This window comes from Acinetobacter guerrae (genome assembly GCF_009372255.1).
GTDB classification, from domain to species: Bacteria; Pseudomonadota; Gammaproteobacteria; order Pseudomonadales; family Moraxellaceae; genus Acinetobacter; species Acinetobacter guerrae.
On sequence record NZ_LXGN01000023.1, the window covers coordinates 58,340 to 83,445 of the forward strand.

Genomic DNA, 25,106 nt, shown 5'->3' on the forward strand with positions numbered 1-25,106 from the left:
AAAAAATGCGATTTTAAATAATTTTAAAGACGTTTTGGCTGCTGAGATAACCAAGTCAATAAATTAGTTGCATCATTGGTACGTGCCTGTGAACTCGAAGCTCCCAATAATACCACTACTGCTGGTCGCGAATTCACTGTCGTATGCATCACAACACAACGCCCTGCTTCATTAATATAACCCGTTTTAGACAGATTGATATTCCAGCCACCATTGCGCACTAATGCATTAGTGTTGTTAGATTTAAGTACACGATATCCTAGATTAAAGTCATAGGTCGGTGTAGTTGAAAACTGACGAATCAAACCGTATTGAGATGCTGCACTCGCTAAAATTCCCAGATCACGTGCAGAAGCCACATTATGCGGATCCAATCCTGTAGACTCGACATAGTGAGTTGAAGTCATACCTAACTGACGCGCTTTAGCATTCATCGCAGCCACAAAAGCACTACGTCCACCTGGATAGGTTCGTGCAAGTGCTGCGGCCGCAGGGTTTTCAGACTTCATTAAAGCAAACAACAACACTTCAGCACGATTCATCGTATCGCCCGCACGTAGGGTTGAGCTAGAGTTTTTGCCACCCGCACCCGCAAAATCGATTTGCTGTAAGGTGATTTCTTCAGACATATCTAGACGTGCATCTGAAGTCACAACAGCCGTCATCAGTTTAGTCAAAGACGCTATAGGAAAGGCTGTATTCGTATTTTTACTGTAAAGTACTTCACCCGTCTGTGCATCCATCACTAACGCTGCACGAGCATTTACTGAAGGCTGAGAACCATAGCCACCCGTGTCACGAATCACGACTTTCGGTGTAGACGAAATTGAAGTATTTATGCTTGACGTTGGTGTAGCACTACTACGTACACTGGTACTAATACTAGTCGAACCTTGCGGGCTTGGTTCAAGCTCACCATCATCATTTAAAAGCTGGCTTGCTTGATCAGATGACCAATTTAATGCTGCAGATCCGCCACCCGTAGAAGGATTGACAATAATCTCAGCAAAGCTCGCCGAGCTTAGTGCAAATAAAACCGACATGCTCAAAACATGCATTAATGATTTTTTAGAATTTTTCACGATCAATTACTCAACTCAGGGTACACAGATTTGCTTCTTACCTACATTATGCCTTACATTTGGAGTAACGGCATGCAAATAATGACGGCAGCACTGTGTACAACTATTCTCTCAAACTTATGTGAATAGGATTGCTAATTTTGTCATTACATTGCAAGTAAATTTTGCTTTATGTAACAAAAAAACATCTTTTTTTAGTCCAAGGAGGCCAGCGTGATCACAGTATTAGTGGTTGATGATCATGAATTAGTACGCACAGGGATCTGTCGTATGCTAGAAGATCAAACTGGTGTTGAAGTGATTGGGCAGGCAGAATCAGGTGAAGAAGCGATTGCCATTGTACGTCAGCAACATCCACAGGTCGTACTTCTAGATGTCAATATGCCTGGTATTGGCGGTGTTGAAACCACACGGCGTTTATTACAAACCGCACCTGAGACAAAAGTTATTGCGGTGAGTGGTCTGGCAGAAGAACCTTATCCATCTTTGTTATTAAAAGCTGGGGCTAAAGGTTATATCACTAAAGGCGCTCCCATTACCGAAATGGTAAGAGCCATTAATAAAGTGATGCAAGGTGGAAAATATTTTAGTGCAGACATTGCGGAACAACTCGCCAGTTCTTACTTATCAGATACTCAGCAATCGCCTTTTGATGCACTATCTGAACGTGAAATGCAGGTTGCAATGATGGTGGTCAATTGCATCAGCGCACAGGAAATCGCTGATAAGCTTTTTGTGAGTGTGAAAACTGTGAATACTTACCGTTATCGTATTTTTGAAAAGCTAGATCTCGATAGTGATGTCAAACTCACCCATCTCGCCATTCGTTATGGGCTCATTAAACCTTAATATTATTATCAAGAGTTCAATAAGATAATGCAGGCGCAAACTTCTACGCCGCTCGCCTATACGATTTATCGTTTAGGTTTGTGGTACACCCTATATCGCCTGCTTATTATCACGGGTTTGATCATTATTTTTCAGCTCATTTCTGAGCAGCTCAGTGCAGATTATAATCAGCCCGTTTTATATTTTTATACATTGGTCGGATATTGTGGCATTAGTCTGATTCAGTTTTTGTTTTTTAAATTTTATCCGCAACACATTGATCGCCAGTTGATTTTATTATTTGTGATTGATGTGGTTGCATTAGGGCTTCTCACTTTTTCTTTAGGTGCTCCGAATTTAAATATTAGCTTGCTCTATGTAATTACAGTTTTTTCTGCCACGATTTTGCTACGCCGTAAAGTATCTTTGGTGATCACTTTACTTGCAGTCATTTCACTTATTTATCAACAATTTTTTTCAAGCTTTTTTGACTATAATAATTTAAATACCATAGGTAATAGTGCCCTACTCGCCTTTTTGTTTTTTGTCATGTATGGCATTGGTCAGGTTGCTGTAAAACATTTTAAAATTCTGGAAAATATTAGCTTTCGTCAATCACAAGCGCTTTATCAACTTCAAAATATTAATCGTTATATTTTAGAACAAATTGATGATGGTTATCTGGTTTTAGATGAAAATTATCATGTGGTTCTAAGTAACCCAGCAGCCTGTACGTTGTTGGGCATTCCGCCATTATTTGCTCATGAACAACTTCCTTTGGCCAAAACTCAGCCCGATTTATTTGAGTTACTACGATTTGCTCCTTTAGATGACGGCGAACAATTTATTTTTGAGTCGCAACTATCGACCTATAACGTTCATATTAAAGTGCAAAGATTAATCGTACCGCAACAAGCTTTGATTTTATTGCGACTACAAGATGTACAACAACTCAATCAACAGGTTCAACAACTCAAACTTGCTGCTTTAGGTCAACTTTCTGCCAGTATCGCGCATGAAATTCGTAATCCATTGGCAGCGATTGTACAAGCGAATGAACTGTATCGAGGGAGTGAACCCGAACAACAACATCTGCTGCAAAAAATGATCGGCAAACAATCACAACGAATTAATGACATTATTGAAGACACCTTGCGTATGGCGCGCAATGACAGCACTCACCCCATGCTCATTGAATTGGATAACTTTCTGCATCATTTAATCACCGAGGATTTAGCCGATGTTCAAAATAAAATTCATTTAGGTATAGCAGAAAATATTACGATCTACTTTGACCACAAGCAACTTACTCAAGTGTTAATTAATCTGATTCGCAATGCGCTACATCACAATGATCCAACTGTGAATCAAATTATTGTATCAGTGCACGCTGTTCGACCGTATGTGTTTATTGATGTGATAGATTTTGGCAATGGGGTGGAAAAACGTGATATATCGCAACTATTTAAGCCATTTTTTAGTACCGAAATCAAGGGAACTGGTTTAGGATTATATTTGTCCCATAGTCTGTGTGAAGCCAATCATGCCAAACTCAGTTATGTGGAACAAGAAAAAGGGGCATGCTTTAGAATTCAATGCTCAACAAAAGATAAATAATATTGGGTTTCATGGGGTTATGGTGAATAAACAACCGCTGGTTTTACTGGTTGATGATGAAGAAGATCTCTGCGCGTTAATGCAAATGACACTGGCACGTATGGGGATTGCAACGCATAGTGCTTATCGAATTGCACAAGCCAAAGAACTCTTGCAAAACAACAATTATGATGCCTGTCTAACAGATTTAAATCTGCCTGATGGCAACGGGCTTGATCTGGTAAATTATGTCACACAGCAGTGGAGTCATTTACCTATCGCAGTTTTAACCGCTTATGGCAATATGGATATTGCGATTGCTGCACTTAAAGCAGGCGCTTTTGATTTTGTGAGTAAGCCAGTCAATCAAATTCATTTAGAACAATTATTACAAAAAGCTTTTAATCGACCTCAAAAACAGATCACCAATGATGAAGATAGTCTCGAAAATAAACTCTTAATTGGACGTTCTGCACCGATTCAGCATTTGCGCACAACGCTTAAGAAAATTGCTCGCTCGCAAGCCCCTGTTTTTGTCACAGGGGAATCTGGGACAGGCAAGGAAGTCGTCGCCAATCTGGTACACCGCTTGAGTAATCGTAGCGAAGGCCCTTTTATCGCGATCAACTGTGGTGCTATTCCTAGTGAACTTCTGGAAAGTGAGTTATTCGGTCATAAAAAAGGAAGCTTTAGCGGTGCGACTCAAGACAAACAAGGGCTGATTTTATCTGCACATGGTGGCAGTTTATTTCTGGATGAAATCGCCGAATTGCCCTTGAATATGCAAGTTAAATTACTACGTGCGGTACAAGAAAAAAAGGTTCGTCCAATAGGTTCTGAACATGAAATTGATGTCGACTTTCGTGTTATTAGTGCCAGCCATCAGGATTTAGACTTCTTAGTACAACAGGGCAAATTCCGTCAGGATTTATTTTTCCGTATTCATGTGATGGATCTTGAATTACCGCCATTGCGTGAACGTGGACAAGACATTTTAATACTGGCTAATCACTTTATTCATAAAATCTGTTCAGAATGGGAAATACCTTCCAAGACGCTATCTGAACGTGCCCAAGCATTTCTATTAGAGCAATATTTTTCAGGGAATGTCCGCGAATTACGCAATATGATGGAACGCGCGATTACCTTGAGTGACGATCAGTCAATCGATTTGCCACACTTACAAACTGCCCCTTTTCGTTATAGCCAAGCAACCACCACCGCAAATAGTCCTTCCAGTTATCACTCTAGCACCGACACACTCAGTCCAATGCCTGCGACATTAACTGGCAGTAAGCTCCCCCATGAGGGCTTGGAACAATATCTGGAAAAAATTGAAAAAGAGATTCTACTGAATGCATTAAATCTTACACATTGGAATCGTACACTTGCAGCCAAAAAATTAGGGATGACCTTTCGATCTTTACGTTATCGCCTCAAAAAGTTTGGACTTGATACAGAAGAAATTTAAATCAGGTATAAGCGATAGATTATTTTTGTTTCAGCAGCAAATCTGCAACATTATCCAGATAGCTTTCATCGCGCATTTCATTAGGTAAAGGATACAACAAATCAGGTTGTATGCCTTTACCTTCAATCATGGAACCATTCGGTGTGTAATAGTGCGATACGGTCATTTGCAAAGCTGCACCATCTGGTAATGGAAATAATTTTTGTACCACACCTTTACCATAGCTTTTTTCACCCGCAACCCATGCACGTTTATGCTCTTTCATAGCAGCCGTAAAAACCTCAGCCGCAGATGCGGAACGATGATTAATCAAAATTCCTAATTTAACTTTTTGAAATTCACTACTTGGCAAAGCCTGAAATTGTTGATTACCTTCTGAACGACTTTTAGTCGAAACAATAATCCCCTGATTTAAAAATAAATCTGCTGTTTCAACTGCCGCAGAAAGCAACCCACCTGGATTATTACGTAAATCAATCAATACTGCTTTGAGTTTGGATACATCGTATTCTTCTAAAAATCGTTTAATTTCGTTTGCAGTATCTTGCTGAAAAACTTTAACTTTTAAAACCAAAACCTGATTATGTAACAGTATCGGCTGAATATCAGCTTCCATTTTCTTATTACGCACTAAGGTCTGCGGTGTACTCATCAATGATGTTTGCATTTGTACAGTGGAACCAATCGTACCGTATAAAAGTGCATGTACTTGTTCGTGGCTCAGGTTTTGAATGCTTTGATCATCAATTTTGAGAACATTCTGACCGTTTCTTAGACCTAATTTATAGGAATCTGAGCCTTCTTTTAAATCTCGAATCTGCCATTGCTTGGTATGTTGCTCAAATACGAGTGAAAAATCAACTGATGCCAAATCACCTTCGGTATATTGAACCAATTGCTTATAATCTTCAGGAGATAAATATCTTGAATAACGATCCAAGCCCCCCACAAGACCTTTTATCGCTTGCTGAAATAATGCATCATCAGGTTTGACATCGACATAGTTATCTTTGACGATGCCATAAATTTGAACAAATTGCTGAATGGAATCCACTGGAATTTCAACGAAATGCTGTTCAGTTTCTTCATCAAAATCCAGTCCACTTGCGGCCTCAATTGGCGCAGCAAATGTAGAATACCCACTGCAACACATTAAAATGCCTGCAAAGATTGCACCCAATTTCATGTGTTGCGTCATTCAGTCACCTTTTATTCGCTGGTCAAGGTCAATAAGTTGCGTCCCTGCATATCAGCAGGTACGGGAATATGCATCAAATGCAATAATGTAGGGGCTACATCTGCCAAAATTCCGCCTTCAGCGATGACTGCTTGAGTTGGCCCAACATAAATAAATGGAACCGCTTCGGTAGTATGCTGAGTATGCACCTGACCACTGTGATAATCCTGCATTTGCTCTACATTACCATGATCGGCTGTAATCAACATATGGCCGTTGTTTGCCATAACTGCTTCATATACACGACCAAGACAAGTATCTAACGCTTCAACAGCTTTTACAGCCGCATCGAATATGCCTGTATGTCCAACCATATCACCATTGGCATAATTCACGACCAATAAATCATATTCACCTGAATTAATTGCATTCACTAATTCATCTGTGACTTCGTAGGCGCTCATCTCAGGTTTTAAATCGTACGTCGCGACATTTGGAGATGGGATCAAAATGCGTTTTTCACCTGGATATTCATCTTCACGACCACCACTAAAGAAAAAGGTCACATGGGCATATTTTTCAGTTTCTGCGATACGCAACTGAGTTTTACCTAAATCAGATAAATATTCCCCAATTGAGTTTTTCAAATCTTCTGGCATATATGCTACTGGCGCATTAATACTGGCTTGATAGCGAGTTAGCATGACAAATTTAGATAATGCTGGAACAACCTTGCGTTCAAATCCTAAAAAATCTTTTTCTACAAAAGCACGAGTCAACTCACGCGCACGGTCTGCACGGAAGTTCATAAAGACCACGCTGTCTCCATCTTGAATACGGGCAAGCTCGCCAATACGCGTCGCTTTGACAAACTCGTCACTTTCACCTGCCGCATAGGCCTGTTCAAGACCTTCAACAGCACTATTCACTACACGAACCGCTTCGCCTTCAGTGAGTAAACGATACGCTTGCTCAACACGATCCCAACGATTGTCGCGATCCATTGCAAAATAACGTCCAATCATGGTTGCAATACGACCTTGATCTGGATATTGCGCAAAGACTTGATCTAACTTTTCTAAAGATGGCTGTGCGCTTTTTGGTGGTGTATCACGACCATCTAAAAAGGCATGTAAATAGACTTTAGCACCACGTTTTAGCGCCAGTTCACACATGGCAATGATGTGATCCTGATGCGAATGTACACCGCCTTCTGACAACAGCCCCATAATATGAACTGCACCATTTGCTGCTTTGGCTTTTTCAACAGCATCAACGAGCACTTCATGCTCAAAAAAAGCACCATCGCGTATTTCTTTGGTAATACGCGTAAAATCCTGATACAGAACACGACCTGCACCCAGATTCATATGACCGACTTCAGAGTTACCCATTTGACCATCAGGTAAGCCAACATCTTCGCCAGAACCAGAAATTAAACCATGCGGATGCTTTTGTTTCATCATCGTGAGATTAGGTGTCTTTGCTGCTAAGAAAGCATTATCTTCGACCGCTTCACGATGACCCACACCATCCATAATCACAAGAACGTGAGGGATTTTGCCAGCAGTTGCATCCGTCATGATTGATACTCTTTTTTTGTCTACAATTTCGTCGCACTATCTTACCGAATTTTAGTCCAAGACTCTATGCACAGATGATAACTTTACTCATTTAGCATGATTCGATTCAACAATCGATAAGTGTTTAAACATTACCGTGCGCGATATAATAAATAACTACCCGCGCCGAACATGAACAGGATCGGAATAAAAATAAACCATGCGGGTGACGGTGAATACACTAGGCTGGCATAGCCTAAAAAGTCCTGTAAATAAAAAATACTCAACCCAACAAACAGAGCAATCACTAAACGAAAACCCATCGATTGTTGGCGTAATGGGCCAAAAATAAAGGAACAGGCAATTAAGGTTAGGGCAATTAATGAAAACGGTGAACCCACTTTTTTCCAGAAAGCAAGCTGATAGGTTTTTGGCACCTGACTATATTCACTCATATATTTCATGAAGCCGACCAACTCACTTGGAGCCAGTTCCTCTGGATCAAGTGTGACCATATGTACAAATTTGGGTTGCAATGCTAAAGCCATATCTTTACGGGGAATATTCTGAAATGTCGCATCACCATTATCTAAAATATTGAGTTGCTGATTATCTTGTAAAGTCCATTCGCCATCTTTGATAAATTTTCCCTGCCGCGCATGTACAACAGAATCAAGTCGATAATCCTTGTCAAATGCAGCAACCTGCACACCATTTAGGTTGCCTTTGGAATTGGCGTAATCGATATAGTAAAAATTATTACCTTCTTTAGTCCAATAACCACGTACCTCACCTAAAGCAGCAACAGTACTTTGATTTTTAATTCCCTTTGCTTGTTCAGTGGTATATGGAATCACCCATTCACTGATACAAAAAGACAAAATCACCAATAAAAAGGCAGGTCGCATCACCCAACTGACAATTCGCCACAAGCTCACACCAGAGCCGCGCATCACGATCAGTTCACTGTTAGACGCCATTGAACCCAAACCAAGTACAGCACCAATTAAGGCTGCAATCGGGATGAGTTTAATGACATTATGCGGTGAATCCCACATCACATATAAAAAAGCATCCCACGCACCATAACCCTCTTTGAGTGAACCCAGTTCACCAATATAGGAAAATAGAACAAACAAGAATACCAATACCAATAAAGTTCCCAACATCATCAGTGTGGTCGTTTTGGTCACATATCTGGCTAATATTTTTTGGGCTAACATTATGATGATCTCACTTGTTTGATCTTACGTTTGATCTTCGGTGCAAGACTTTGCTTTCTGGAGAACAGCATGGCTGCCACAAAATAACTGACTAAAATGGCAGGATAAACCCAAATACCAAACTCACCACGACTAATACGAGTTTGTGCTGCAATAAGCAAAACGATCATACTGGCAAAAATCATCAATGCAGGAAATAATTTGAGATAACGCCCCTGTCGCGGCGTGACTTCTGACAATGCTACCGCAAGCGCCAATGCGACAAACATCGAAAATGGTGCGAAAATTCGCCACCCTAACTGACTGGCAATCACTGGATCGTTACGGTTTTCCCAAAGCTTTGAAATTTGTAAAGCTGAAACATCATTGGAGTCATACTTTGCTTCTTTGTTATTTTCAATACGAAAGCGCCAAGTCTGAAACTCAGCTTGTACATATTTGGCTGTTCCAGGATAAATCTCATAACGGCGACCTTGAGTAAGATCGACCACACTCGCAGTTTCATCTGCCATTTCCACACGAGTCGCTTCTTTGGCGACAACAAGCTGATCAGGTTTACCTGCTTTATCTGCTTTCACATACACAAAAATATCTTTAAGATTTTTTCGATCTTCTGACAAAGAACCCGCATAAATTGTGTATGGCCCAGATGAAATAAACTCTTTAGGCCGTACCAAATCGAATCCTGTACGTAAAGCTTGTGTTGATGACAGTTCATTAAACTGACGTAAACCCCATGGCGAGATCCAAACCATTAATATCATCTCGACAATGACAAAGACCAAAGTCATCGGCAACATCAAACGAGCAAGTTTATGTTTACTCACGCCACTACTATTAAGTACCGCCATTTCATGTTCGACATATAAACGACCAAATACCAGCATCAAGCCAATAAAAAAACTGAGTGGTAGCAATAAGATCAGAAATTCTGGCAAGCGGTAACCAATAATACTAAACAGAACGCTCACATCCAGACGTCCCTGTGCAGCGACTCCAAAATACTTGATTAGTCTTGCACCCAGTACAATCAGCGTCAAAATACTGACCACAACCAAACTGGTTGACACAACTTGCTTGACGAGATAACGCCGAATAATCAAAGTGAATTCTTCCAAAATGGACAAACGGAATACATCATAGTTTACCCGAATGTTAAAAATATAAAACCTATCATGCGCTTGCCAATTGAAACTGATGTCAGGAAAGTGTTTCAATGGTACGCATCAATGAACATATTTAAATAGGCATCCAGACCGCATATGAAATATACGATTAATTCCTCATTGCCACAAAATGCATCATCTGATTTTTTGGCGATTTTGGTCGATAACACCGACATTAAAAGCGTTGAAAAAACCTATCAAACCAATGAATTAAAAAAAATATTTGAACAGGCACATTATAAGGCAAGCTTTAATGAAAGCTTGCCTCTTATCGGAAATTTAGCGACAAATCCAAATGTCACTTTACTCGGTTTAGGCGATGCGGCTGAACTCAAAACAGCAAAAATAGCCAAACTGGCGCACAGCATCATTAAAGCCACACAAACCAAATTTAAACAAATTCATATCGATATTTCAGCACTTCCCGCAAAGTTCCACTATATTTTTGCACTCAGCCTGTCACAAGCTGCGTATGGTTTCGATGAATTTAAATCGAAAAAGAATGAGTTTGTTCTTGAAACAGTCAATCTGGTCAGCACAAATAGTAATTTAAATACGGAACAGCTACAACTAATTGAAGCTTTACAATCTGGTCAGGCATTGGCTCGAGATCTAGGAAACAGACCGGGTAATATTTGTTTTCCAGAATACCTAGCCGATCAAGCAAAAGCACTTGCAAATGAGTTTCCAGATCTACTCAAAGTCACGGTATTAGATGAACAGCAAATGGCCGATTTAGGCATGAATGCTTTTCTTGCTGTAAGCAAAGGTTCTGCACGTCCCGGACGTGTGATTACATTGGAATACAATGCCAAACTAGATCAAGCACCAGTGGTATTAGTGGGCAAAGGTGTAACATTTGATACTGGCGGGATTTCGATCAAACCTGCACAAACCATGGATGAAATGAAATTTGACATGTGTGGTGCTGCTTCTGTTTTGGGCACCATTCGTACCTTGTGTGAAGCACGTTTACCGATTCATGTGGTCGGTGCAATTGCTGCGGCAGAAAATATGCCATCTGCACAAGCAACTCGTCCAGGTGATATCGTCACCACCATGAGCGGACAAACTGTAGAAATCTTAAATACCGATGCCGAAGGTCGTTTGGTATTGTGTGATACTTTGACCTATATTCAGCGTTTTAATCCTGCACTGGTAATTGATATAGCAACTTTAACAGGCGCTTGTGTGGTCGCTTTAGGTAAAGTGTTAAGTGGTTTATTCTCACCTGATGATGAATTGGCGAATGAATTATTACAGGCAGGTGAACAGTCCTTTGACCGCGTTTGGCGTATGCCTGTGAGTGATGACTATCAGGAATTACTCGATTCACCATTTGCTGATATCGCCAATATTGGCGGCCCTTATGGTGGTGCAATTACCGCAGCCTGCTTCCTACAACGTTTTACCCGTGACTATCGTTGGGCACATCTAGATGTCGCTGGAACTGCTTGGCTATCTGGTCCAAACAAAGGCGCAACTGGTCGCCCTGTACCACTTTTAGTACAGTTTTTAGCAAATCGCGTTAAAGCGCATGGCTAATATCAGCTTTTATTTATTTGAAACCAGTCAGGAACGGCAAGTCGATAGTGCTTGCCGTTTATCTCGTAAATTGTTGAGAAAGCAAAGTAAAATTTGGTGGTATTGTCAAGATCAACAATTACAGCGCGAGCTTGATGATGCTTTGTGGTCATTTGACCCACAAAGTTTTATTGCACATGGTATAGATCAAGTCCATGCTTCTGTGTGTATCTCCGCTCAATTACCAGATCAATCTGACTGGTTTGTGTTTAATTTTAACAATCAGGCACTTGAACAAATTGAGCAGTTTAGTCACATTATTGAGATTATTGAAAATAATGAAGCTGCAAAACAACTTGGACGAGAAAAATTTAAATTTTATCGTCGCTTAGGGATCGAACCCCGCACCTTTAAACTGTAAAAGTCCATTAAAATGTAAGGAGATGGCGAGTGGCACTCAATGTCGGTCAGGATTTTAAAAAACGTTGGTTAAACGCGCCAGAAACGGTTCGTCAAACTTATCAGGATGATCTTGCCCGAATTTGTGATTTATTACTGCCACAAACGGTCATTGAAACATGGACAATACAAGACCAAAAATCACAACAGAGCTCTTTGGATAAAATTGATCAAGCTTATGCTGATTTAAAAGCAGAATTGATTGAACAAGCGCGTATTCGTAAACAGCAAGCACTTGAACAATCGCTTGCAGAAAAACGCGAACAACAAGCTCAATATGCAGCGTCACTACAAGCGGATGAAGCTCATAAGTTTCAACAACAAACTCATGAGTTAATGGCTTTACGCAGTCATATCCAACAAGAGATTGAAAGTCAGACTGCTCGTTATCATCAAAACCCAGAGCAGGTAGCAATAGATTATTCACATGCCCGCCACCAAATATCAGATGATCAAATTCAGTCTGAACTGGAAAGCTTACGTTTACGTCTGGAACTTGAGGCAGATAGTCTCATTGAACAGGCCGTAACGGTATTTAGAGCCAAACTGCATACAGCAGCACAAGAAGAAATCGAATACATTCTAAAAAACTCAAATTTTTAGAATGTATATTTTATTCAATTAGTTATTTTTTCCAGATTGTCATAAAACTGACATATCCTTGTCACATGATAGTCATATCGCGCTTGCGATGAACTTTAACATGCTGTTAAACATTTGACTCATCTCTGGAAACATTCATGAATATACTTAGCAATATCTCCGCACAGATTGCCCAGTTAACGACAGGCGAGACTTGGACTTTATCTGCTCAGGACTTATACATGAGTCGTGATGACTTCAGCTCTCTTTCGATTTTCCTGAAACAGGAATCGCAAAATGGTACTTTTTCCGTAGCGATACCAGAAACCCTTAAATCGTGGTTGGGTTCAACGTCATTGACCGTGACCAAACACTAATAAAAATGCCCAGTTTAAAGGCTGGGCATTTTTTAATATTTCAACAACGTTTTATTTTAAGAAACCATTTTCAGCTAAAAAAGACATACTAATATCAGAAGATTGCCCCTGCTCTGCCGCTTTATCTCCCAATAATAAACGTTCGATATAGCGAGCTAATACGTCAACTTCCAGATTCACTTTTGCTCCAGTTTTCCATGTTGAAATATTAGTGCGTTCAGCAGTATGGGGAATTAAATTCAGGCTTAAAATATTGCCCCGCAAATGGTTAATCGTCAGACTAATACCATCCACAGTGATTGAACCTTTTTCTGCCAGATATTTGGCAATTTCCGCAGGCGCAGTCACTTCATAATAAATCGAACGAGCATCTTCACGGACGACTGTAATCTCTCCAATTGCATCAACGTGACCACTGACAATATGTCCACCAAAACGTGTGGTTGGCAACATGGCTTTCTCAACATTGACAGGCTGACCGACTCGCCATTGTCCAAGTGTCGTCCGATTAAGGCTTTCACGTGATACATCTGCGGCATACCAATTGCTTCCCCATTCAATCACAGTCAGACAAATACCATTGGTCGCAATCGAATCTCCCAAATGTACATCGGACATATCCAGATCAGTTTGAATGCGTAAGCGTACATCACCACCTACATTTTGCAGGCTTTCAACTTTGCCTAAACTTTCAATAATGCCTGTAAACATGATGGTGCTCCCAATATTGATTTTGCATAAATGTATTGCTTACCAAAGTGCAAGCTGAGTACTTGGCCCAGACGTATCGACACCACCTAATTCTGCAAAGTGATACAGTTGTCCTAAAAGCTGACGCAGTGGCGGCCCTGATTTGGCATGCGTATCGGTAATCACGATAAACTCAAGTACCCGAGCACGTTCAGACTGACGTTGTTTACTGACTCGATAACGTGGCACATCTTGTGTTAATAAGGTCACTTTGCCGCGTTTCAAATTGGCAGTAAGTAAATCTTTAGGATCGATATTCCCATCAGTCGAATAGCTGGTCAAAATATAACGTGCGTTAATCGTCGCCAGTAATTTTTCATAAGCATCTTTGGCATGTCTGGATGAGTTATACGGACTCGGTCTTTCCTTACGCCACGCCCGATCAATTCCGCTCTTGTAGCCTTTAGTATCTGGCGATGGTAAATCGACCTGATCCCAAAGGGTCAAAGCATTCAAAACATGATAATTACTGCTATAAGCATGCTGATTATACGGCGGGTCCAGATAGGCAATATCAACCTCAAAGCCACTCATTTGATTGGCTAAATGTTGTGCATCGACACACCACATTTCCGCAGCAGGACGTTTAGCATCGCCAATCTCACAAAAACGACTTGGAGTCAGCCAAAGTAAAGATTCAATACGCTCCAAAGCCGTCTGGGTTTTACCGCCCCAGCCCTGATGAAAACTTTTGAAGACCCCACTGGTATTACTAACAAAACTGGCGGAATACAGCAACGGAGCTAACAATGCACTCATTTCCACATCGTTAATTGCGCCTTGCGCCTGCCATGTCGCAATTTGCTGACGAATCGCATCAATGCGCATGCCATTACGACGTTTAAAAAACAGCCTGTCACGTGTTGGATCATAAATATCATCATTACGTGGACACAGATTATGCGTCACCCAGCCTTTTACTTCAGGCAAGCGATTTAAGTAATCAATGGCTTTTTGATATCCCCCCAACTCTTTAAATGCAGGGGCATCGACACAAGCTAATATCGCATGGTTTAACGCATGGCTATAAGGCTCCCAATCATTTGCAATGACGCGATACCCATTTTGTCGTGCCAGACGAGAAACGACACCACTGCCTGCAAAAAAATCAGCAAAAATTGGTGGATTCTTCTTTTTACTGTTAAGCGTTCCCGTAATTTCCAGTGCTTCTAAAATCAGATGCAATAATCTGCGTTTGTTGCCCAGATAGGGTACCAACTGGTGAAATAGATATTCATCTGTGGTTCGTGCCGCATGACGGCGTTTGTGGTAAACCGAAGCCTCTGAATTCATAATGTCTCTTGAATCGGGATAAGTCTTAAGCGGATGTCCTGACCAATTTGAGTCACATCAAACAGCTTAAATCGAAGTTGCTCTGACATTTTGTGCAAATCAGCGCTAAACATGGCACGTGCCGATTGCCCCAGTAATGTGGGAGCAACATAGCTGATCATTTCATCGACCAGTTTTTCCTGTAAAAATGCAGTCGCTAGAGTCGTTCCTGCTTCGACCATCACATCATATAAATGATATTCCTTAGCCAAGGTAGCAAGAAGTTCGCGTAAGGATTGAACAGGCAATTGTATCACACCTAAGTCTGCAAGTTCCTGACGAAATGGCCCCATCACCATCAAGCTCTCAGGCGCATGTAGAATATGGGCAGTCAGTGGTAAGCGCCCCTGACGATCTAGCACCAAACGCTTAGGCTGAACAATTTCAGAAATGTCATCGACTGTGGCAAGTGCGCGTACATTGAGCTGGCAATCATCTGCAAGTACAGTTTGTATGCCTGTAATCACCACGGCTGAACGTGCCCGCCAATATTGTACATCCAGACGTGCATCAACGCCTGTAATCCATTTCGATTCGCCTGATGCCATTGCGGTTCGCCCATCTAAACTCGAAGCGACCTTAAGACGGACATAGGGCAAGCCACCTGCCATGACTTTTAAAAAACCACGATTTAGCTCTATAGCTTCCTGCTCAAGTACACCAACCTGTGTGGTAATCCCTGCATTGTTTAATATTTTTTGTCCCTTACCTGCAACCAATGGATTTGGGTCGAGTGTTGCAATTACCACACGGCTAACTTTCGCACGTACCAATGCTTCCGCACACGGTGGCGTTCGACCAAAATGTGCACAAGGCTCTAATGTCACATAAGCGGTTGCACCTTCTGCCTGATCGCCTGCTTCACGCAATGCAAATACTTCAGCATGTGAACCACCAACTGGTGCCGTTGAGCCGCGACCAATCATCTGATCATTTTTTACAATGACACAACCTACAGCAGGATTGGGACGTGTACGATAAACTGCCGTTTTCGCCTCGGCCAAAGCCTGCGTCATCCAATAATGATCTTGTTGATCTAAGTGACTTATTTTAGTCATGTTCGTGTTCACGCTGCTGCATTTGTTCAATTTGACGACGAAACGCTTCGACATCCTGAAAGTCCTGATAGACCGAAGCGAAACGAACATAAGCGACATGATCCAGTGCAAATAATGCCTGCATCACAACCTCACCAATCTTACGAGACTTAACGTCACGCTCACCCAAGCGTCTGATTTGTAATTGAATGTCACTCAAAACCGTTTCAATTTGCTCTTGAGTAACAGGGCGTTTTTGTAAGGCATGCATGAGTGAACGGCGTAATTTAGCCTCATCAAAAGGCTCATTTTTACCGTTTGATTTAATCACACGCGGCATCACCACTTCATAACTTTCAAAAGTCGTAAAGCGTTCACCACAATGGAGACATTCACGTCTGCGACGAATTTGACAGCCTTCAGCAGCAAGACGAGAATCGATGACTTTACTGTCTGCGGCGTTGCAGAAAGGACAATGCATAGCAGCTCAAAATGAATTCATTCTTAGGGCTAGTGTAGCAAAGATTGGACAAAGACTAAATCATCTCTCCATAAACAAAAAAACAGCCACTTTGGGCTGTTTTTAATTCAAATTCACTTATTCAATACGTTCGCCATGCTGACTCAAATCTAGTCCCATGCGTTCATCATCTTGCGATACACGGATACCTATAATCAAATCGATGACTTTAAGGATAATAAATGTCATCACACCACTATAAATGATTGTTGCAAGGACACCTTCAAGTTGTACCCATAATTGACCCGCAAAGGTAGGTGCAAGTGCAACATTAGCAGCTTTAATAATTTCATCGCTGTAGAATACGCCTGTTAAAATTGCACCGACGATACCACCTACAGCATGTAGACCAAATGCATCCAGTGCGTCATCTGCTTTCAACATACGTTTCAAGGCAGTAATTCCCCAGAAGCAAACCACACCGCCGATCAGCCCCATAATCAGAGCGCCACCAACACCGACAAAACCTGCCGCAGGTGTAATCACAACAAGACCTGCAACCGCACCAGAAGCACCGCCAAGTACAGAAGCTTTGCCACGAACCACACGTTCAACAATCAACCAAGAGAAAGCAGCAGCAGCAGCGGCAACCTGAGTCACTAAAATTGCCATACTTGCACGTGCGCCTGCACCTAATGCACTACCACCGTTAAAGCCAAACCAACCCACCCAGATCAAACTTGCGCCAATAACTGTAAGTGTCAAATTGTGCGGAGCCATTGACTCTTTGCCTAAGCCAATCCGTTTACCTAACATATAAGCGGTAACAAGACCTGCAACACCCGAGTTAATGTGAACAACTGTACCACCCGCGAAATCGAGTGCACCTGCTTTAAATAACCAACCATCGGTTGCCCATACCCAGTGAGTAATTGGGGTATATACCACCAAAACCCAAACTGCAATGAACAACATGAATGCTGAATATTTCATACGATCTGCGATTGAACCACTAATGATGGCAACTGTAATAATCGCAAAAGTCATCTGAAAAATAACGAACAATGTTTCTGGAATTGTTCCACTTAAGGCATCAAAAGCTACACCATTTAACATGGCTTTTGACAAGTCACCAAAATAGGCCCCTGTTCCAGAGAAAGCCAGTGAATAACCTGCAATCACCCAGATCAAGCTAACAAGAATGGCAGCTGAAAGACTAAACATCATGGTGCTTAACACGTTTTTCTTACGAACCATACCACCGTAAAACAATGCCAAGCCTGGAATAGTCATTAATAAGACCAATGCAGTCGACACCAGAATCCATGCTGTATCACCAGTATCAAGCTTTGGTGCTGGAGCTGCTTCAGCAGGAGCTGCTGGTTCAGTGGTCGCAACAGCCGCAGATGCAACAGGAGCTTCTGTCGTGGTCACAACAGTCATTGTTTCGGCTGCTGGTGTAGATGCGGCTTCTTCAGCCCACGCGGCCGTTCCGCCTAAAAGCGCACTGGATAAACCTAGTGCTAAAAGCATTTTTTTCATTTGTATCCCCCAACCTAAATTTTGTGAGTTATTCCATACTCAGCAAACTTTGTGCCAACACTTAAACAGCGTCTGGACCAGTTTCGCCTGTACGTATACGGATCACTTGTTCCAGATTAGTTACAAAGATTTTTCCGTCACCAATTTTGCCTGTGCTAGCAACACGAGTAATTGATTCGATGACCGCATCAACCATTTCATCACTAATTGCAATTTCAATTTTGACTTTTGGAAGAAAGTCAACGACATACTCTGCACCACGATACAGTTCTGTATGACCTTTTTGACGGCCAAAACCTTTCACTTCAGTGACAGTAATCCCCTGAACACCAATTTCAGAAAGTGCTTCACGCACATCGTCCAACTTAAATGGTTTTACAATAGCAGTTACGAGCTTCATGTTTGTTTTCCTTCGGCTTATTTCACCAGTAAGGTTTTATGTTCAATTTTCATGCCAATATTTCTTAGGTTGGGGAAAAAGAAATCGTCGGCTTGATAGTTGTCTTTATAACCTATTTGTGGCGCAAGATGTAGTATCCTCCTTTAATTTAAACATTTTTATGCCTTGTTTTCGCAATTTCACTATAAAAATCTATTGATTAATCGGAGAGCACTAGGGTCAATACAAAAGCAGTGGTAAACTGCATATGGATCATATTATTTACACGGATATCACATGATTGAAACATTATTACAGGCGATCCTAGAACAAGTCGACCAACCTAAAAAAGACCTTGAAAATAATTTAAGAGCTTTGCTCAATGAAGCTGTGGAAAAACTGGATTTAGTTTCCAAACAGGAAATTGATCGTCAGCGGATAGCGCTTCAAAATGCCAATCAACGTCTAAGTCAATTGCAGGAGCAAATGAATATTCTAGAAAGCATGATTCAGAACAAAAAATAAGCACCAATTTAGCGCATAAACAATTTAAAACGATTAAAAATAAAGCACCATAATGGAACATCATAAAAATGTCTTTTGCAAAAATTTTGACACGCGGGGTATTGGGATTACACGCCCCTTTAATTGAAGTTGAGGTTCATTTAAGTCAGGGACTTCCCTCTCTCACCATTGTAGGACTAGCTGAGGCAGCAGTCCGCGAAAGTAAAGATCGGGTACGTTCAGCAATAATTAACAGTGGCTTTCAATTTCCAACCAAACGCCTGACCATTAATCTGGCACCTGCTGACCTCCCTAAAGATGGATCACGCTTGGATTTAGCGATTGCTTTAGGTATTTTGATTGCTTCTGGATAGTTACCTGAAGATTGCACCAATGGTTTTGAATTTATTGGAGAATTAGCACTAGATGGGCATTTGAGATCTGTGACCAGTGCCTTAACTATTGCGATGGCTTGTCAACAAGCTGAACATCAACTTTTTATTCCTCAGAACAATATTAAGCAGGTTGAACAACTTTCTGTATTTAAGCTTTATACAGCCAACCACTTAAAACAGGTCTGCGAACATTTTCTAGGAATACAATCAATTGCCCCACATACCACACAAAACACCCATAATATTCAGCCTTATAAATATGATCTAATCGATGTAAAAGGACAATTGCGTCCACGTCGTGCGCTTGAAATTGCAGCCGCTGGCGGACATTCATTGTTGTTTAAAGGGCCGCCTGGTACAGGTAAAACATTATTAGCTTCACGCCTACCTAGTATTTTGCCGCCCCTGTCAACACAGGAAAATCTTGAGGTTGCGAGTATTTATTCAATTGCCAATAATCAACATCATTTTGGCTTACGCCCATTCAGAGCACCCCACCACACGGCTTCCGCAATCGCATTGGTCGGAGGTGGCTCTCATCCGAAACCGGGTGAGATTACGCTGGCACATTTAGGCGTTTTATTTTTAGATGAGCTACCTGAGTTCGATCGCAAAGTGCTTGAAGTTTTGCGTCAACCGCTTGAGTCCAAAGAAATTGTAATTTCACGTGCATCCAGACAAATCACTTTTCCTGCAAATTTTCAGCTCATTGCTGCGATGAACCCTTGTCCATGTGGATATGCATTTAATCAGGATAGCCGTTGCCAATGTTCACCTGATTCGATTAAACGTTATCAAAATCGAATTTCAGGGCCGTTGTTAGATCGAATTGATTTGCACATTGATGTTCCTCCATTACAGGTCAATGAATTACAAGACACGACACCTGTTGAGGACTCTATGACGGTTCGCAGTCGTGTGATTGCAGCTTATGATACTCAAATCAATCGGCAGCAAAAAGCCAATTTTGCTCTTTCGCCACAAGAGTTGGCTCAACATGCTGCATTGGATTCAACTGCACAAAAAATGATGGAAGTGGCGCAACAACGTATGAATTTATCGGCGCGTTCTTATCATCGTATTTTACGTGTGGCACGAACCATTGCCGATTTATCACAAAGCTCCAATATTCAAAGTGTACATTTATCAGAAGCGTTGTCTTATCGACAAACAATATGATGAATAAAAAAATGCCTCAAAATTGAGGCATTTTTAAATATAGAAAGCTTAAAAGGACTTAGACAGAGTCAATACTGCACCCAAATCATATGGTTTTTTACCTGCATCAGTCATACCTGATGTGCTAACGTCCGTACCAACACCCGCGAGTTCAGCCGTAACGCCTAAAATATTGTATTGTACCCCGAATTTGTAATCGATATAACTATCGTCTTCGCCTGGACCGCCTGCAACTATGCTTAAAGAATCTTTATTTTTGAGTTTGTTATAACCAACAGAAGCAATACCCGTAAAACCTGTATCTGCAATTGGTGCGCTATAACCTAAATTGAAATACCAGAAGTCATCAGTACGACCCCAATAATCAGGTGAATATGTGACCATCGTAGTAATGCTATCACCTTTAAATAATGAATCAGCAAAAATTAATTTTGCATAAAATTCAGTAAAATTCAGACCTGTTTTATCATTATAAGGATTGGTAAAGTTAGATTTTGCACCAATGTAACCATAGTAAGTTACACCCACATCATAACCAATACTGTAGTTTGGAGTTGCTTTGAAAGAGCTTGCATAACCTAAAGTTGCATCAGTTTCAGTAGAGTTGCCATCAATTCCAAAGTCAACACTTGAACCGAAAAGAGCAAGATAAGCGCCTGATTCATGGTTAATGGTAAATCCACCTTGAATTGCTGGATTGTTGGAACTTTGAGTTACACCACGGAAACGATAATCTGTAGTTGCTGCGACATTACCAGCAACAGAAAAACCTGCAATTGATGGTTTATCTTCAGCCATTGCACCTGTTGAACCTGCTGCTAATATTCCTAAAGCAACTGCTTTACATGCAAATTTTTTCATTCTGATCTCCCCCATAATCGGATTACTCCGACGGATATGTGTTTTAAATTGCATCGGTTTAGATTTAGCAAATGCTATGCCAACTTTTATGCATCTCATCTTTTTTATGTATTCTGGGTGAAAATCACAAATCATGCTTCACACTCTTTCACAATAAAATTTCATTGAATTCATATAGTAGATTAATATGACATTAATGTTTCAATCATGGCCGACACACCGATATAGATGAGTATGGAAAAAAAACGCGTAAAAACTCTATTCACTTGAAGCTAGTTGGCATCAATTTTATATAAAGACACAAGATATCCATTGCATCTGCTCATCATGACGAATCGAAGCAATAATTTAAAAAGTCACAAGTTGGTATGTAACAAAAAATATGGAATAGCTCTTTTTTGGGTCTTTTTAGAATGTTGTGCAATTAATGTGCATAATTTAAGTGCATAAATTTTTATTTAATTTAACTTAAAAATAAAACCAAAATAAGCAAAAAAACTTAACTAAAAACATGCTATTTCTAAATTGCATATATACATTAGTAAAATAATTTAATGAAAATGATATCTTTTCTATAGATTATCTATACAATTTGTTCATTTTCTGAGTCCTTCTTAGAAACCCATTTAGATTTATTTTTGAGGTATTCCATGCTAAAAGCACAAAAGCTTACTTTAGCAGTTTTGGTTAACGCTGCCCTTATTTCCTCAGCGTATGCAAGTGAACAAAGTGAAGCAAAAGGTTTTGTTGAAGGTGCTAGCGCATCAGTTCTTTTACGCAACGGTTTTATTCAACGCGATAAAAAAGATGGCGTTCATGATACTAATTCATGGCTTCAATCAGTCATGCTGAATCTTGAGTCTGGCTTTACACAAGGTCCTGTCGGTTTTGCAGCGGGTGTTGTGGGTGATTTTTCTTTTAAATTAGGCGATAACTATCATGCAGGTAACAGCATGATAGCGCTAAAAAATGATGGACAAAAAGATGCGAATGGTCGTGTAGATCCATACGACCAATGGACACGAGGTGGTGGTTATGTCAAAGCCCGTGCATCAAACACAACTTTAACTTATGGTACACAAATTCTAGATTTACCTGTCCTTGCCAGTATGACGACACGTAACGTACCTGAATACTTTGAAGGTACACTCATCACTAGCCACGAAATTAAAAACTTGGAAGTGGTTGCGGGTAAATTTACAAAAAACCAATTACCTGAACATATTGCTTCTGACCAGAATCACTTAGATCGTGCTTATGTCTGGGGTGCAAAATACCAATTTAATGATCAGTTAAAAGCTTCTTATTATGGCGCTGATCTTAAAGACAAACTTGAACGTCATTATGCCAATGTCAATTATAAGCAAACCCTTGCCAATAAAGATTCATTGACATATGACTTCAGTGGCTACCACACCAAGTTTGAACCAGGTACAACATATTCTGCGACTGGTCCAGCAGATGAAGACAAGAAAAATAATATCTGGGCGGTATCTGCAACGTATAACACTGGCCCACATACAGGTATGTTGGCTTACCAACAAAATACAGGCAATGTTGGCTATGACTATGGTCAAAATGGCGATGGTGGTCAAAGTATTTATCTGCCAAATTCATACCTGTCTGACTTTATTGGTAATCACGAAAAATCGGTACAGCTTCAATACACTTATGACTTTGGCGCTTTAGCTGTTCCAGGTCTATCATGGACAACAGCTTATGTTTATGGCTGGGATATCCGTGTTAATAACCTGACTGATGATGCCAAAGAACGCGAGTTCTTCAATCAGGTTTCTTATAAAGTCCAAACAGGTCCAGCCAAAGATTTAAATATCCGTGTGCGTAATTCAATTTATCGTGCTAGCGATGAATATCAAACCAATGCCTATATTGGTGATACTAACGAATGGCGTATCTTTGTTGATTTCCCGATTAAATTCTTCTAATCGGTTAAAACCAACCTGATACAAAAAAACCCTACATTAAAATGTAGGGTTTTTCATTTTATTACTCAGAATAAAACTTATTTTTTAGCAGCTTCAATAGCTTTAATAACTTCTGCTTTTGCAACATCAGCGCCTTCCCAACCACTGATTTTCACCCACTTCCCTGGCTCTAAATCTTTATAGTGAGCAAAGAAGTGTTCAACCTGATTAATCAAAAGTTGTGGAAGATCCGTATATTCTTTTACGTCTTTATAAAGTGGTGATAATTTTTCATGTGGAACAGCAATCAATTTTGCATCGATTCCGCCATCATCTTCCATATTCAATTTGCCTACAGGACGGCAACGAATCACAGAACCTGCTACAACAGGATAAGGCGTCACCACCAATACGTCTAATGGATCACCATCTTCTGACAATGTATTTGGCACATAACCGTAGTTCGCTGGATAAAACATCGCTGTACCCATAAAACGATCTACAAATAACGCATCTGAATCTTTATCAATTTCATATTTGATTGGCGCAGCATTTGCTGGAATTTCAATGATAACGTAAATATCATTTGGTGCATCTTTGCCCGCAGGGATATTGTTGTAGCTCATAGCAACACTCTTTTTAACGGTTAAATCAGAATTTAAATCGCGACGATTATAACGGTTTTCTGGATCAAACTGCGTCGTTTATACAATTTGGCAAAGGATTTTTTCAAGTTCCCGACCAATTTGAACTGCATATCTCACCAAAATGAATTTCGTTTTTTATAATAAACGGATAACCAAAATCAAAAGTGAAATTGGACAAAGCATAGATAACAACCAAATAATTGAGCGTAGAGTGGCCCAATTGATCAGATAACATATTCCGTAAAGAATGCGTAAAAACAAATAGGCTAAGCCAAAAGTCATGATAATACTTTGGGGTAATACCATATATTCAGCCATGAGTATGGCTGCAATAAATAACGGTAAACTTTCAAAACTATTTTGCTGTGCAGCATTGGCACGTGCAGCAACGCCTGTGCTTTGTGCTAGAAATTGGCGTGGGTTTTGATTGTCTTTGGGCTTAAACCCCGCGCTCAGCTTGGCAATAATGGTGAATACATAAGGCAACAGACATGCTGCCAAAATTAGATAAATAATGCCATTAATGCCCTGCATAATCTCGTTCTCAAGATGTATTTATTTAAATTGCCTTATCATAGCATGGTGTTTTGTATGGAAATTCGCTTAAATAGTATGTTTTTATAAATAAGACGATCAAGCGAGACCCTACATGAGCAATTCTGATCAAGATCAAATGTTCAGTATTTTGGACAAACAACGCCAAAACCAATTAAAGGTTGATCGCATTCTCAAGATTGTTCTGCCGCTGACTGCCTTTTTACTCAGTGTCATTTGCGCCAATCTCAACTGGCAGTCAACCTTAGGCACCTTTGTAATTTTGACAATTGCTTTTATTGCAGTGGGCATTAAGCGTCAAACTTTATGGCTGTGGTTATTGGTTTTGGTCGTGTATTGTGGATTAGATAATTATCTAAGCTTTGGACAATTTAACTTAATTGCGCTTCGCTTACAGCTTGGCGCGATGTTATTTTTTACGTTTATTATTGGAATTGGCCGACCTTATATTGATCGCTGGTTTATGAAGTCTGCATCATAATTTTGGAAATAA

The 25,106-nt window shown here is 40.5% G+C and carries 24 protein-coding genes and 1 pseudogene; 11 read left to right on the top strand and 14 right to left on the bottom strand.

The window, feature by feature from the left end; genetic code table 11:
• Nucleotides 1-23: 23 nt before the first annotated feature.
• Complete coding sequence (gene pbpG / locus A7A69_RS09285) at nt 24-1,082, bottom strand: D-alanyl-D-alanine endopeptidase PBP7/8 (RefSeq protein WP_187349208.1); 1,059 nt, start codon at nt 1,080-1,082, stop codon at nt 24-26.
• Between the two features lie 213 nt (nt 1,083-1,295).
• Between pbpG and gacA the strand changes: the two genes are divergently transcribed.
• The 3 genes from gacA to A7A69_RS09300 are packed head-to-tail and all read left to right on the top strand — an operon-like array spanning nt 1,296 to nt 4,977.
• Nucleotides 1,296-1,931, top strand: coding sequence for a response regulator transcription factor GacA (gene gacA / locus A7A69_RS09290; protein WP_004995355.1), 636 nt, complete (start codon nt 1,296-1,298; stop codon nt 1,929-1,931).
• 27 nt (nt 1,932-1,958) lie between these two features.
• Nucleotides 1,959-3,527: an ATP-binding protein gene (locus tag A7A69_RS09295; protein ID WP_152877170.1), complete on the top strand. Its 1,569-nt coding sequence runs from the start codon at nt 1,959-1,961 to the stop codon at nt 3,525-3,527.
• A gap of 19 nt (nt 3,528-3,546) precedes the next feature.
• The gene (locus tag A7A69_RS09300; RefSeq protein ID WP_120370619.1) at nt 3,547-4,977 is read left to right on the top strand and encodes a sigma-54-dependent transcriptional regulator; all 1,431 of its coding nucleotides are present in this window, start codon (nt 3,547-3,549) and stop codon (nt 4,975-4,977) included.
• Between the two features lie 19 nt (nt 4,978-4,996).
• On the opposite strand, the gene A7A69_RS09305 is transcribed toward A7A69_RS09300, so the two are convergent.
• From A7A69_RS09305 to lptF, 4 genes are all read right to left on the bottom strand, one after another.
• The gene (locus A7A69_RS09305) at nt 4,997-6,175 is read right to left on the bottom strand and encodes a S41 family peptidase (RefSeq protein WP_152877172.1); all 1,179 of its coding nucleotides are present in this window, start codon (nt 6,173-6,175) and stop codon (nt 4,997-4,999) included.
• An 11-nt stretch (nt 6,176-6,186) separates the two neighbouring features.
• Complete coding sequence (gpmI, locus tag A7A69_RS09310) at nt 6,187-7,737, bottom strand: 2,3-bisphosphoglycerate-independent phosphoglycerate mutase (RefSeq protein ID WP_152877174.1); 1,551 nt, start codon at nt 7,735-7,737, stop codon at nt 6,187-6,189.
• A gap of 131 nt (nt 7,738-7,868) precedes the next feature.
• A complete protein-coding gene (gene lptG / locus A7A69_RS09315; protein ID WP_152877176.1) occupies nt 7,869-8,939 on the bottom strand; it encodes an LPS export ABC transporter permease LptG in 1,071 nt (356 codons plus the stop codon).
• Nucleotides 8,939-10,042, bottom strand: a complete 1,104-nt coding sequence (lptF, locus tag A7A69_RS09320) for an LPS export ABC transporter permease LptF (RefSeq protein ID WP_151981852.1) — start codon at nt 10,040-10,042, stop codon at nt 8,939-8,941. Before lptF ends, lptG begins: the two co-directional genes overlap by 1 nt.
• A gap of 159 nt (nt 10,043-10,201) precedes the next feature.
• Here lptF and A7A69_RS09325 point away from each other — a divergent pair, with 159 nt between their 5' ends.
• The 4 genes from A7A69_RS09325 to A7A69_RS09340 all read left to right on the top strand — a co-directional run bounded on the left by A7A69_RS09325 (nt 10,202) and on the right by A7A69_RS09340 (nt 13,047).
• A complete protein-coding gene (locus A7A69_RS09325; protein WP_120370615.1) occupies nt 10,202-11,650 on the top strand; it encodes a leucyl aminopeptidase in 1,449 nt (482 codons plus the stop codon).
• Nucleotides 11,643-12,050, top strand: coding sequence for a DNA polymerase III subunit chi (locus tag A7A69_RS09330; protein ID WP_152877178.1), 408 nt, complete (start codon nt 11,643-11,645; stop codon nt 12,048-12,050). Before A7A69_RS09325 ends, A7A69_RS09330 begins: the two co-directional genes overlap by 8 nt.
• Nucleotides 12,051-12,079: 29 nt before the next feature.
• Nucleotides 12,080-12,691 (top strand): cell division protein BlhA, encoded by a 612-nt coding sequence (gene blhA / locus A7A69_RS09335; protein WP_187349209.1) that lies wholly within the window; start codon nt 12,080-12,082, stop codon nt 12,689-12,691.
• Between the two features lie 137 nt (nt 12,692-12,828).
• A complete protein-coding gene (locus A7A69_RS09340) occupies nt 12,829-13,047 on the top strand; it encodes a hypothetical protein (protein WP_004995372.1) in 219 nt (72 codons plus the stop codon).
• A 51-nt stretch (nt 13,048-13,098) separates the two neighbouring features.
• On the opposite strand, the gene A7A69_RS09345 is transcribed toward A7A69_RS09340, so the two are convergent.
• The 6 genes from A7A69_RS09345 to glnK all read right to left on the bottom strand — a co-directional run bounded on the left by A7A69_RS09345 (nt 13,099) and on the right by glnK (nt 18,568).
• On the bottom strand, nt 13,099-13,758 hold the full coding sequence (locus A7A69_RS09345) for a riboflavin synthase (protein WP_120370612.1): 660 nt from the start codon (nt 13,756-13,758) through the stop codon (nt 13,099-13,101).
• Nucleotides 13,759-13,797: 39 nt separating this feature from the next.
• Entirely contained in the window at nt 13,798-15,090 is a 1,293-nt protein-coding gene (locus A7A69_RS09350; protein WP_120370611.1) for a DNA adenine methylase, read from the bottom strand.
• Nucleotides 15,087-16,178: a bifunctional diaminohydroxyphosphoribosylaminopyrimidine deaminase/5-amino-6-(5-phosphoribosylamino)uracil reductase RibD gene (gene ribD / locus A7A69_RS09355; RefSeq protein WP_187349211.1), complete on the bottom strand. Its 1,092-nt coding sequence runs from the start codon at nt 16,176-16,178 to the stop codon at nt 15,087-15,089. Before ribD ends, A7A69_RS09350 begins: the two co-directional genes overlap by 4 nt.
• Nucleotide 16,179: 1 nt before the next feature.
• Nucleotides 16,180-16,647 (bottom strand): transcriptional regulator NrdR, encoded by a 468-nt coding sequence (gene nrdR / locus A7A69_RS09360; RefSeq protein ID WP_005001774.1) that lies wholly within the window; start codon nt 16,645-16,647, stop codon nt 16,180-16,182.
• Between the two features lie 117 nt (nt 16,648-16,764).
• On the bottom strand, nt 16,765-18,168 hold the full coding sequence (locus tag A7A69_RS09365; protein WP_152877182.1) for an ammonium transporter: 1,404 nt from the start codon (nt 18,166-18,168) through the stop codon (nt 16,765-16,767).
• A gap of 61 nt (nt 18,169-18,229) precedes the next feature.
• Complete coding sequence (glnK, locus tag A7A69_RS09370; RefSeq protein WP_004656379.1) at nt 18,230-18,568, bottom strand: P-II family nitrogen regulator; 339 nt, start codon at nt 18,566-18,568, stop codon at nt 18,230-18,232.
• 276 nt (nt 18,569-18,844) lie between these two features.
• On the opposite strand from glnK, the gene A7A69_RS09375 reads away from it, so the two are divergent.
• Complete coding sequence (locus A7A69_RS09375; RefSeq protein WP_120370608.1) at nt 18,845-19,072, top strand: accessory factor UbiK family protein; 228 nt, start codon at nt 18,845-18,847, stop codon at nt 19,070-19,072.
• A 68-nt stretch (nt 19,073-19,140) separates the two neighbouring features.
• A pseudogene (locus tag A7A69_RS09380) lies at nt 19,141-20,625 on the top strand (YifB family Mg chelatase-like AAA ATPase).
• 48 nt (nt 20,626-20,673) lie between these two features.
• Here A7A69_RS09380 and A7A69_RS09385 read toward each other — a convergent pair.
• The gene (locus tag A7A69_RS09385) at nt 20,674-21,486 is read right to left on the bottom strand and encodes a TorF family putative porin (protein WP_187349210.1); all 813 of its coding nucleotides are present in this window, start codon (nt 21,484-21,486) and stop codon (nt 20,674-20,676) included.
• Nucleotides 21,487-22,136: 650 nt separating this feature from the next.
• Here A7A69_RS09385 and A7A69_RS09390 point away from each other — a divergent pair.
• Entirely contained in the window at nt 22,137-23,432 is a 1,296-nt protein-coding gene (locus A7A69_RS09390; RefSeq protein ID WP_120370605.1) for an OprD family outer membrane porin, read from the top strand.
• Between the two features lie 77 nt (nt 23,433-23,509).
• On the opposite strand, the gene ppa is transcribed toward A7A69_RS09390, so the two are convergent.
• Together ppa and A7A69_RS09400 are read right to left on the bottom strand one after the other, a co-directional pair.
• On the bottom strand, nt 23,510-24,037 hold the full coding sequence (gene ppa / locus A7A69_RS09395) for an inorganic diphosphatase (RefSeq protein ID WP_120370604.1): 528 nt from the start codon (nt 24,035-24,037) through the stop codon (nt 23,510-23,512).
• 156 nt (nt 24,038-24,193) lie between these two features.
• A complete protein-coding gene (locus A7A69_RS09400) occupies nt 24,194-24,592 on the bottom strand; it encodes an MAPEG family protein (protein ID WP_120370603.1) in 399 nt (132 codons plus the stop codon).
• Between the two features lie 115 nt (nt 24,593-24,707).
• Between A7A69_RS09400 and A7A69_RS09405 the strand changes: the two genes are divergently transcribed.
• Nucleotides 24,708-25,094 carry a hypothetical protein gene (locus tag A7A69_RS09405; RefSeq protein ID WP_152877184.1) on the top strand — a complete coding sequence of 129 codons (387 nt, stop codon included), beginning with the start codon at nt 24,708-24,710 and terminating at the stop codon, nt 25,092-25,094.
• The last annotated feature ends 12 nt before the right edge of the window (nt 25,095-25,106 follow it).

Coding starts and splice junctions, on each gene's coding strand:
- A7A69_RS09295 (WP_152877170.1), top strand. CDS start 1,959: ATGCAGGCGCAAACTTCTACGCCGCTCGCCTATACGATTTATCGTTTA.
- A7A69_RS09300 (WP_120370619.1), top strand. CDS start 3,547: ATGGTGAATAAACAACCGCTGGTTTTACTGGTTGATGATGAAGAAGAT.
- A7A69_RS09305 (WP_152877172.1), bottom strand. CDS start 6,175: ATGACGCAACACATGAAATTGGGTGCAATCTTTGCAGGCATTTTAATG.
- gpmI (WP_152877174.1), bottom strand. CDS start 7,737: ATGACGGATGCAACTGCTGGCAAAATCCCTCACGTTCTTGTGATTATG.
- lptG (WP_152877176.1), bottom strand. CDS start 8,939: ATGTTAGCCCAAAAAATATTAGCCAGATATGTGACCAAAACGACCACA.
- A7A69_RS09325 (WP_120370615.1), top strand. CDS start 10,202: ATGAAATATACGATTAATTCCTCATTGCCACAAAATGCATCATCTGAT.
- A7A69_RS09330 (WP_152877178.1), top strand. CDS start 11,643: ATGGCTAATATCAGCTTTTATTTATTTGAAACCAGTCAGGAACGGCAA.
- A7A69_RS09340 (WP_004995372.1), top strand. CDS start 12,829: ATGAATATACTTAGCAATATCTCCGCACAGATTGCCCAGTTAACGACA.
- A7A69_RS09345 (WP_120370612.1), bottom strand. CDS start 13,758: ATGTTTACAGGCATTATTGAAAGTTTAGGCAAAGTTGAAAGCCTGCAA.
- A7A69_RS09350 (WP_120370611.1), bottom strand. CDS start 15,090: ATGAATTCAGAGGCTTCGGTTTACCACAAACGCCGTCATGCGGCACGA.
- nrdR (WP_005001774.1), bottom strand. CDS start 16,647: ATGCATTGTCCTTTCTGCAACGCCGCAGACAGTAAAGTCATCGATTCT.
- A7A69_RS09365 (WP_152877182.1), bottom strand. CDS start 18,168: ATGAAAAAAATGCTTTTAGCACTAGGTTTATCCAGTGCGCTTTTAGGC.
- glnK (WP_004656379.1), bottom strand. CDS start 18,568: ATGAAGCTCGTAACTGCTATTGTAAAACCATTTAAGTTGGACGATGTG.
- A7A69_RS09375 (WP_120370608.1), top strand. CDS start 18,845: ATGATTGAAACATTATTACAGGCGATCCTAGAACAAGTCGACCAACCT.
- A7A69_RS09385 (WP_187349210.1), bottom strand. CDS start 21,486: ATGAAAAAATTTGCATGTAAAGCAGTTGCTTTAGGAATATTAGCAGCA.
- A7A69_RS09390 (WP_120370605.1), top strand. CDS start 22,137: ATGCTAAAAGCACAAAAGCTTACTTTAGCAGTTTTGGTTAACGCTGCC.
- ppa (WP_120370604.1), bottom strand. CDS start 24,037: ATGAGCTACAACAATATCCCTGCGGGCAAAGATGCACCAAATGATATT.
- A7A69_RS09400 (WP_120370603.1), bottom strand. CDS start 24,592: ATGCAGGGCATTAATGGCATTATTTATCTAATTTTGGCAGCATGTCTG.
- A7A69_RS09405 (WP_152877184.1), top strand. CDS start 24,708: ATGAGCAATTCTGATCAAGATCAAATGTTCAGTATTTTGGACAAACAA.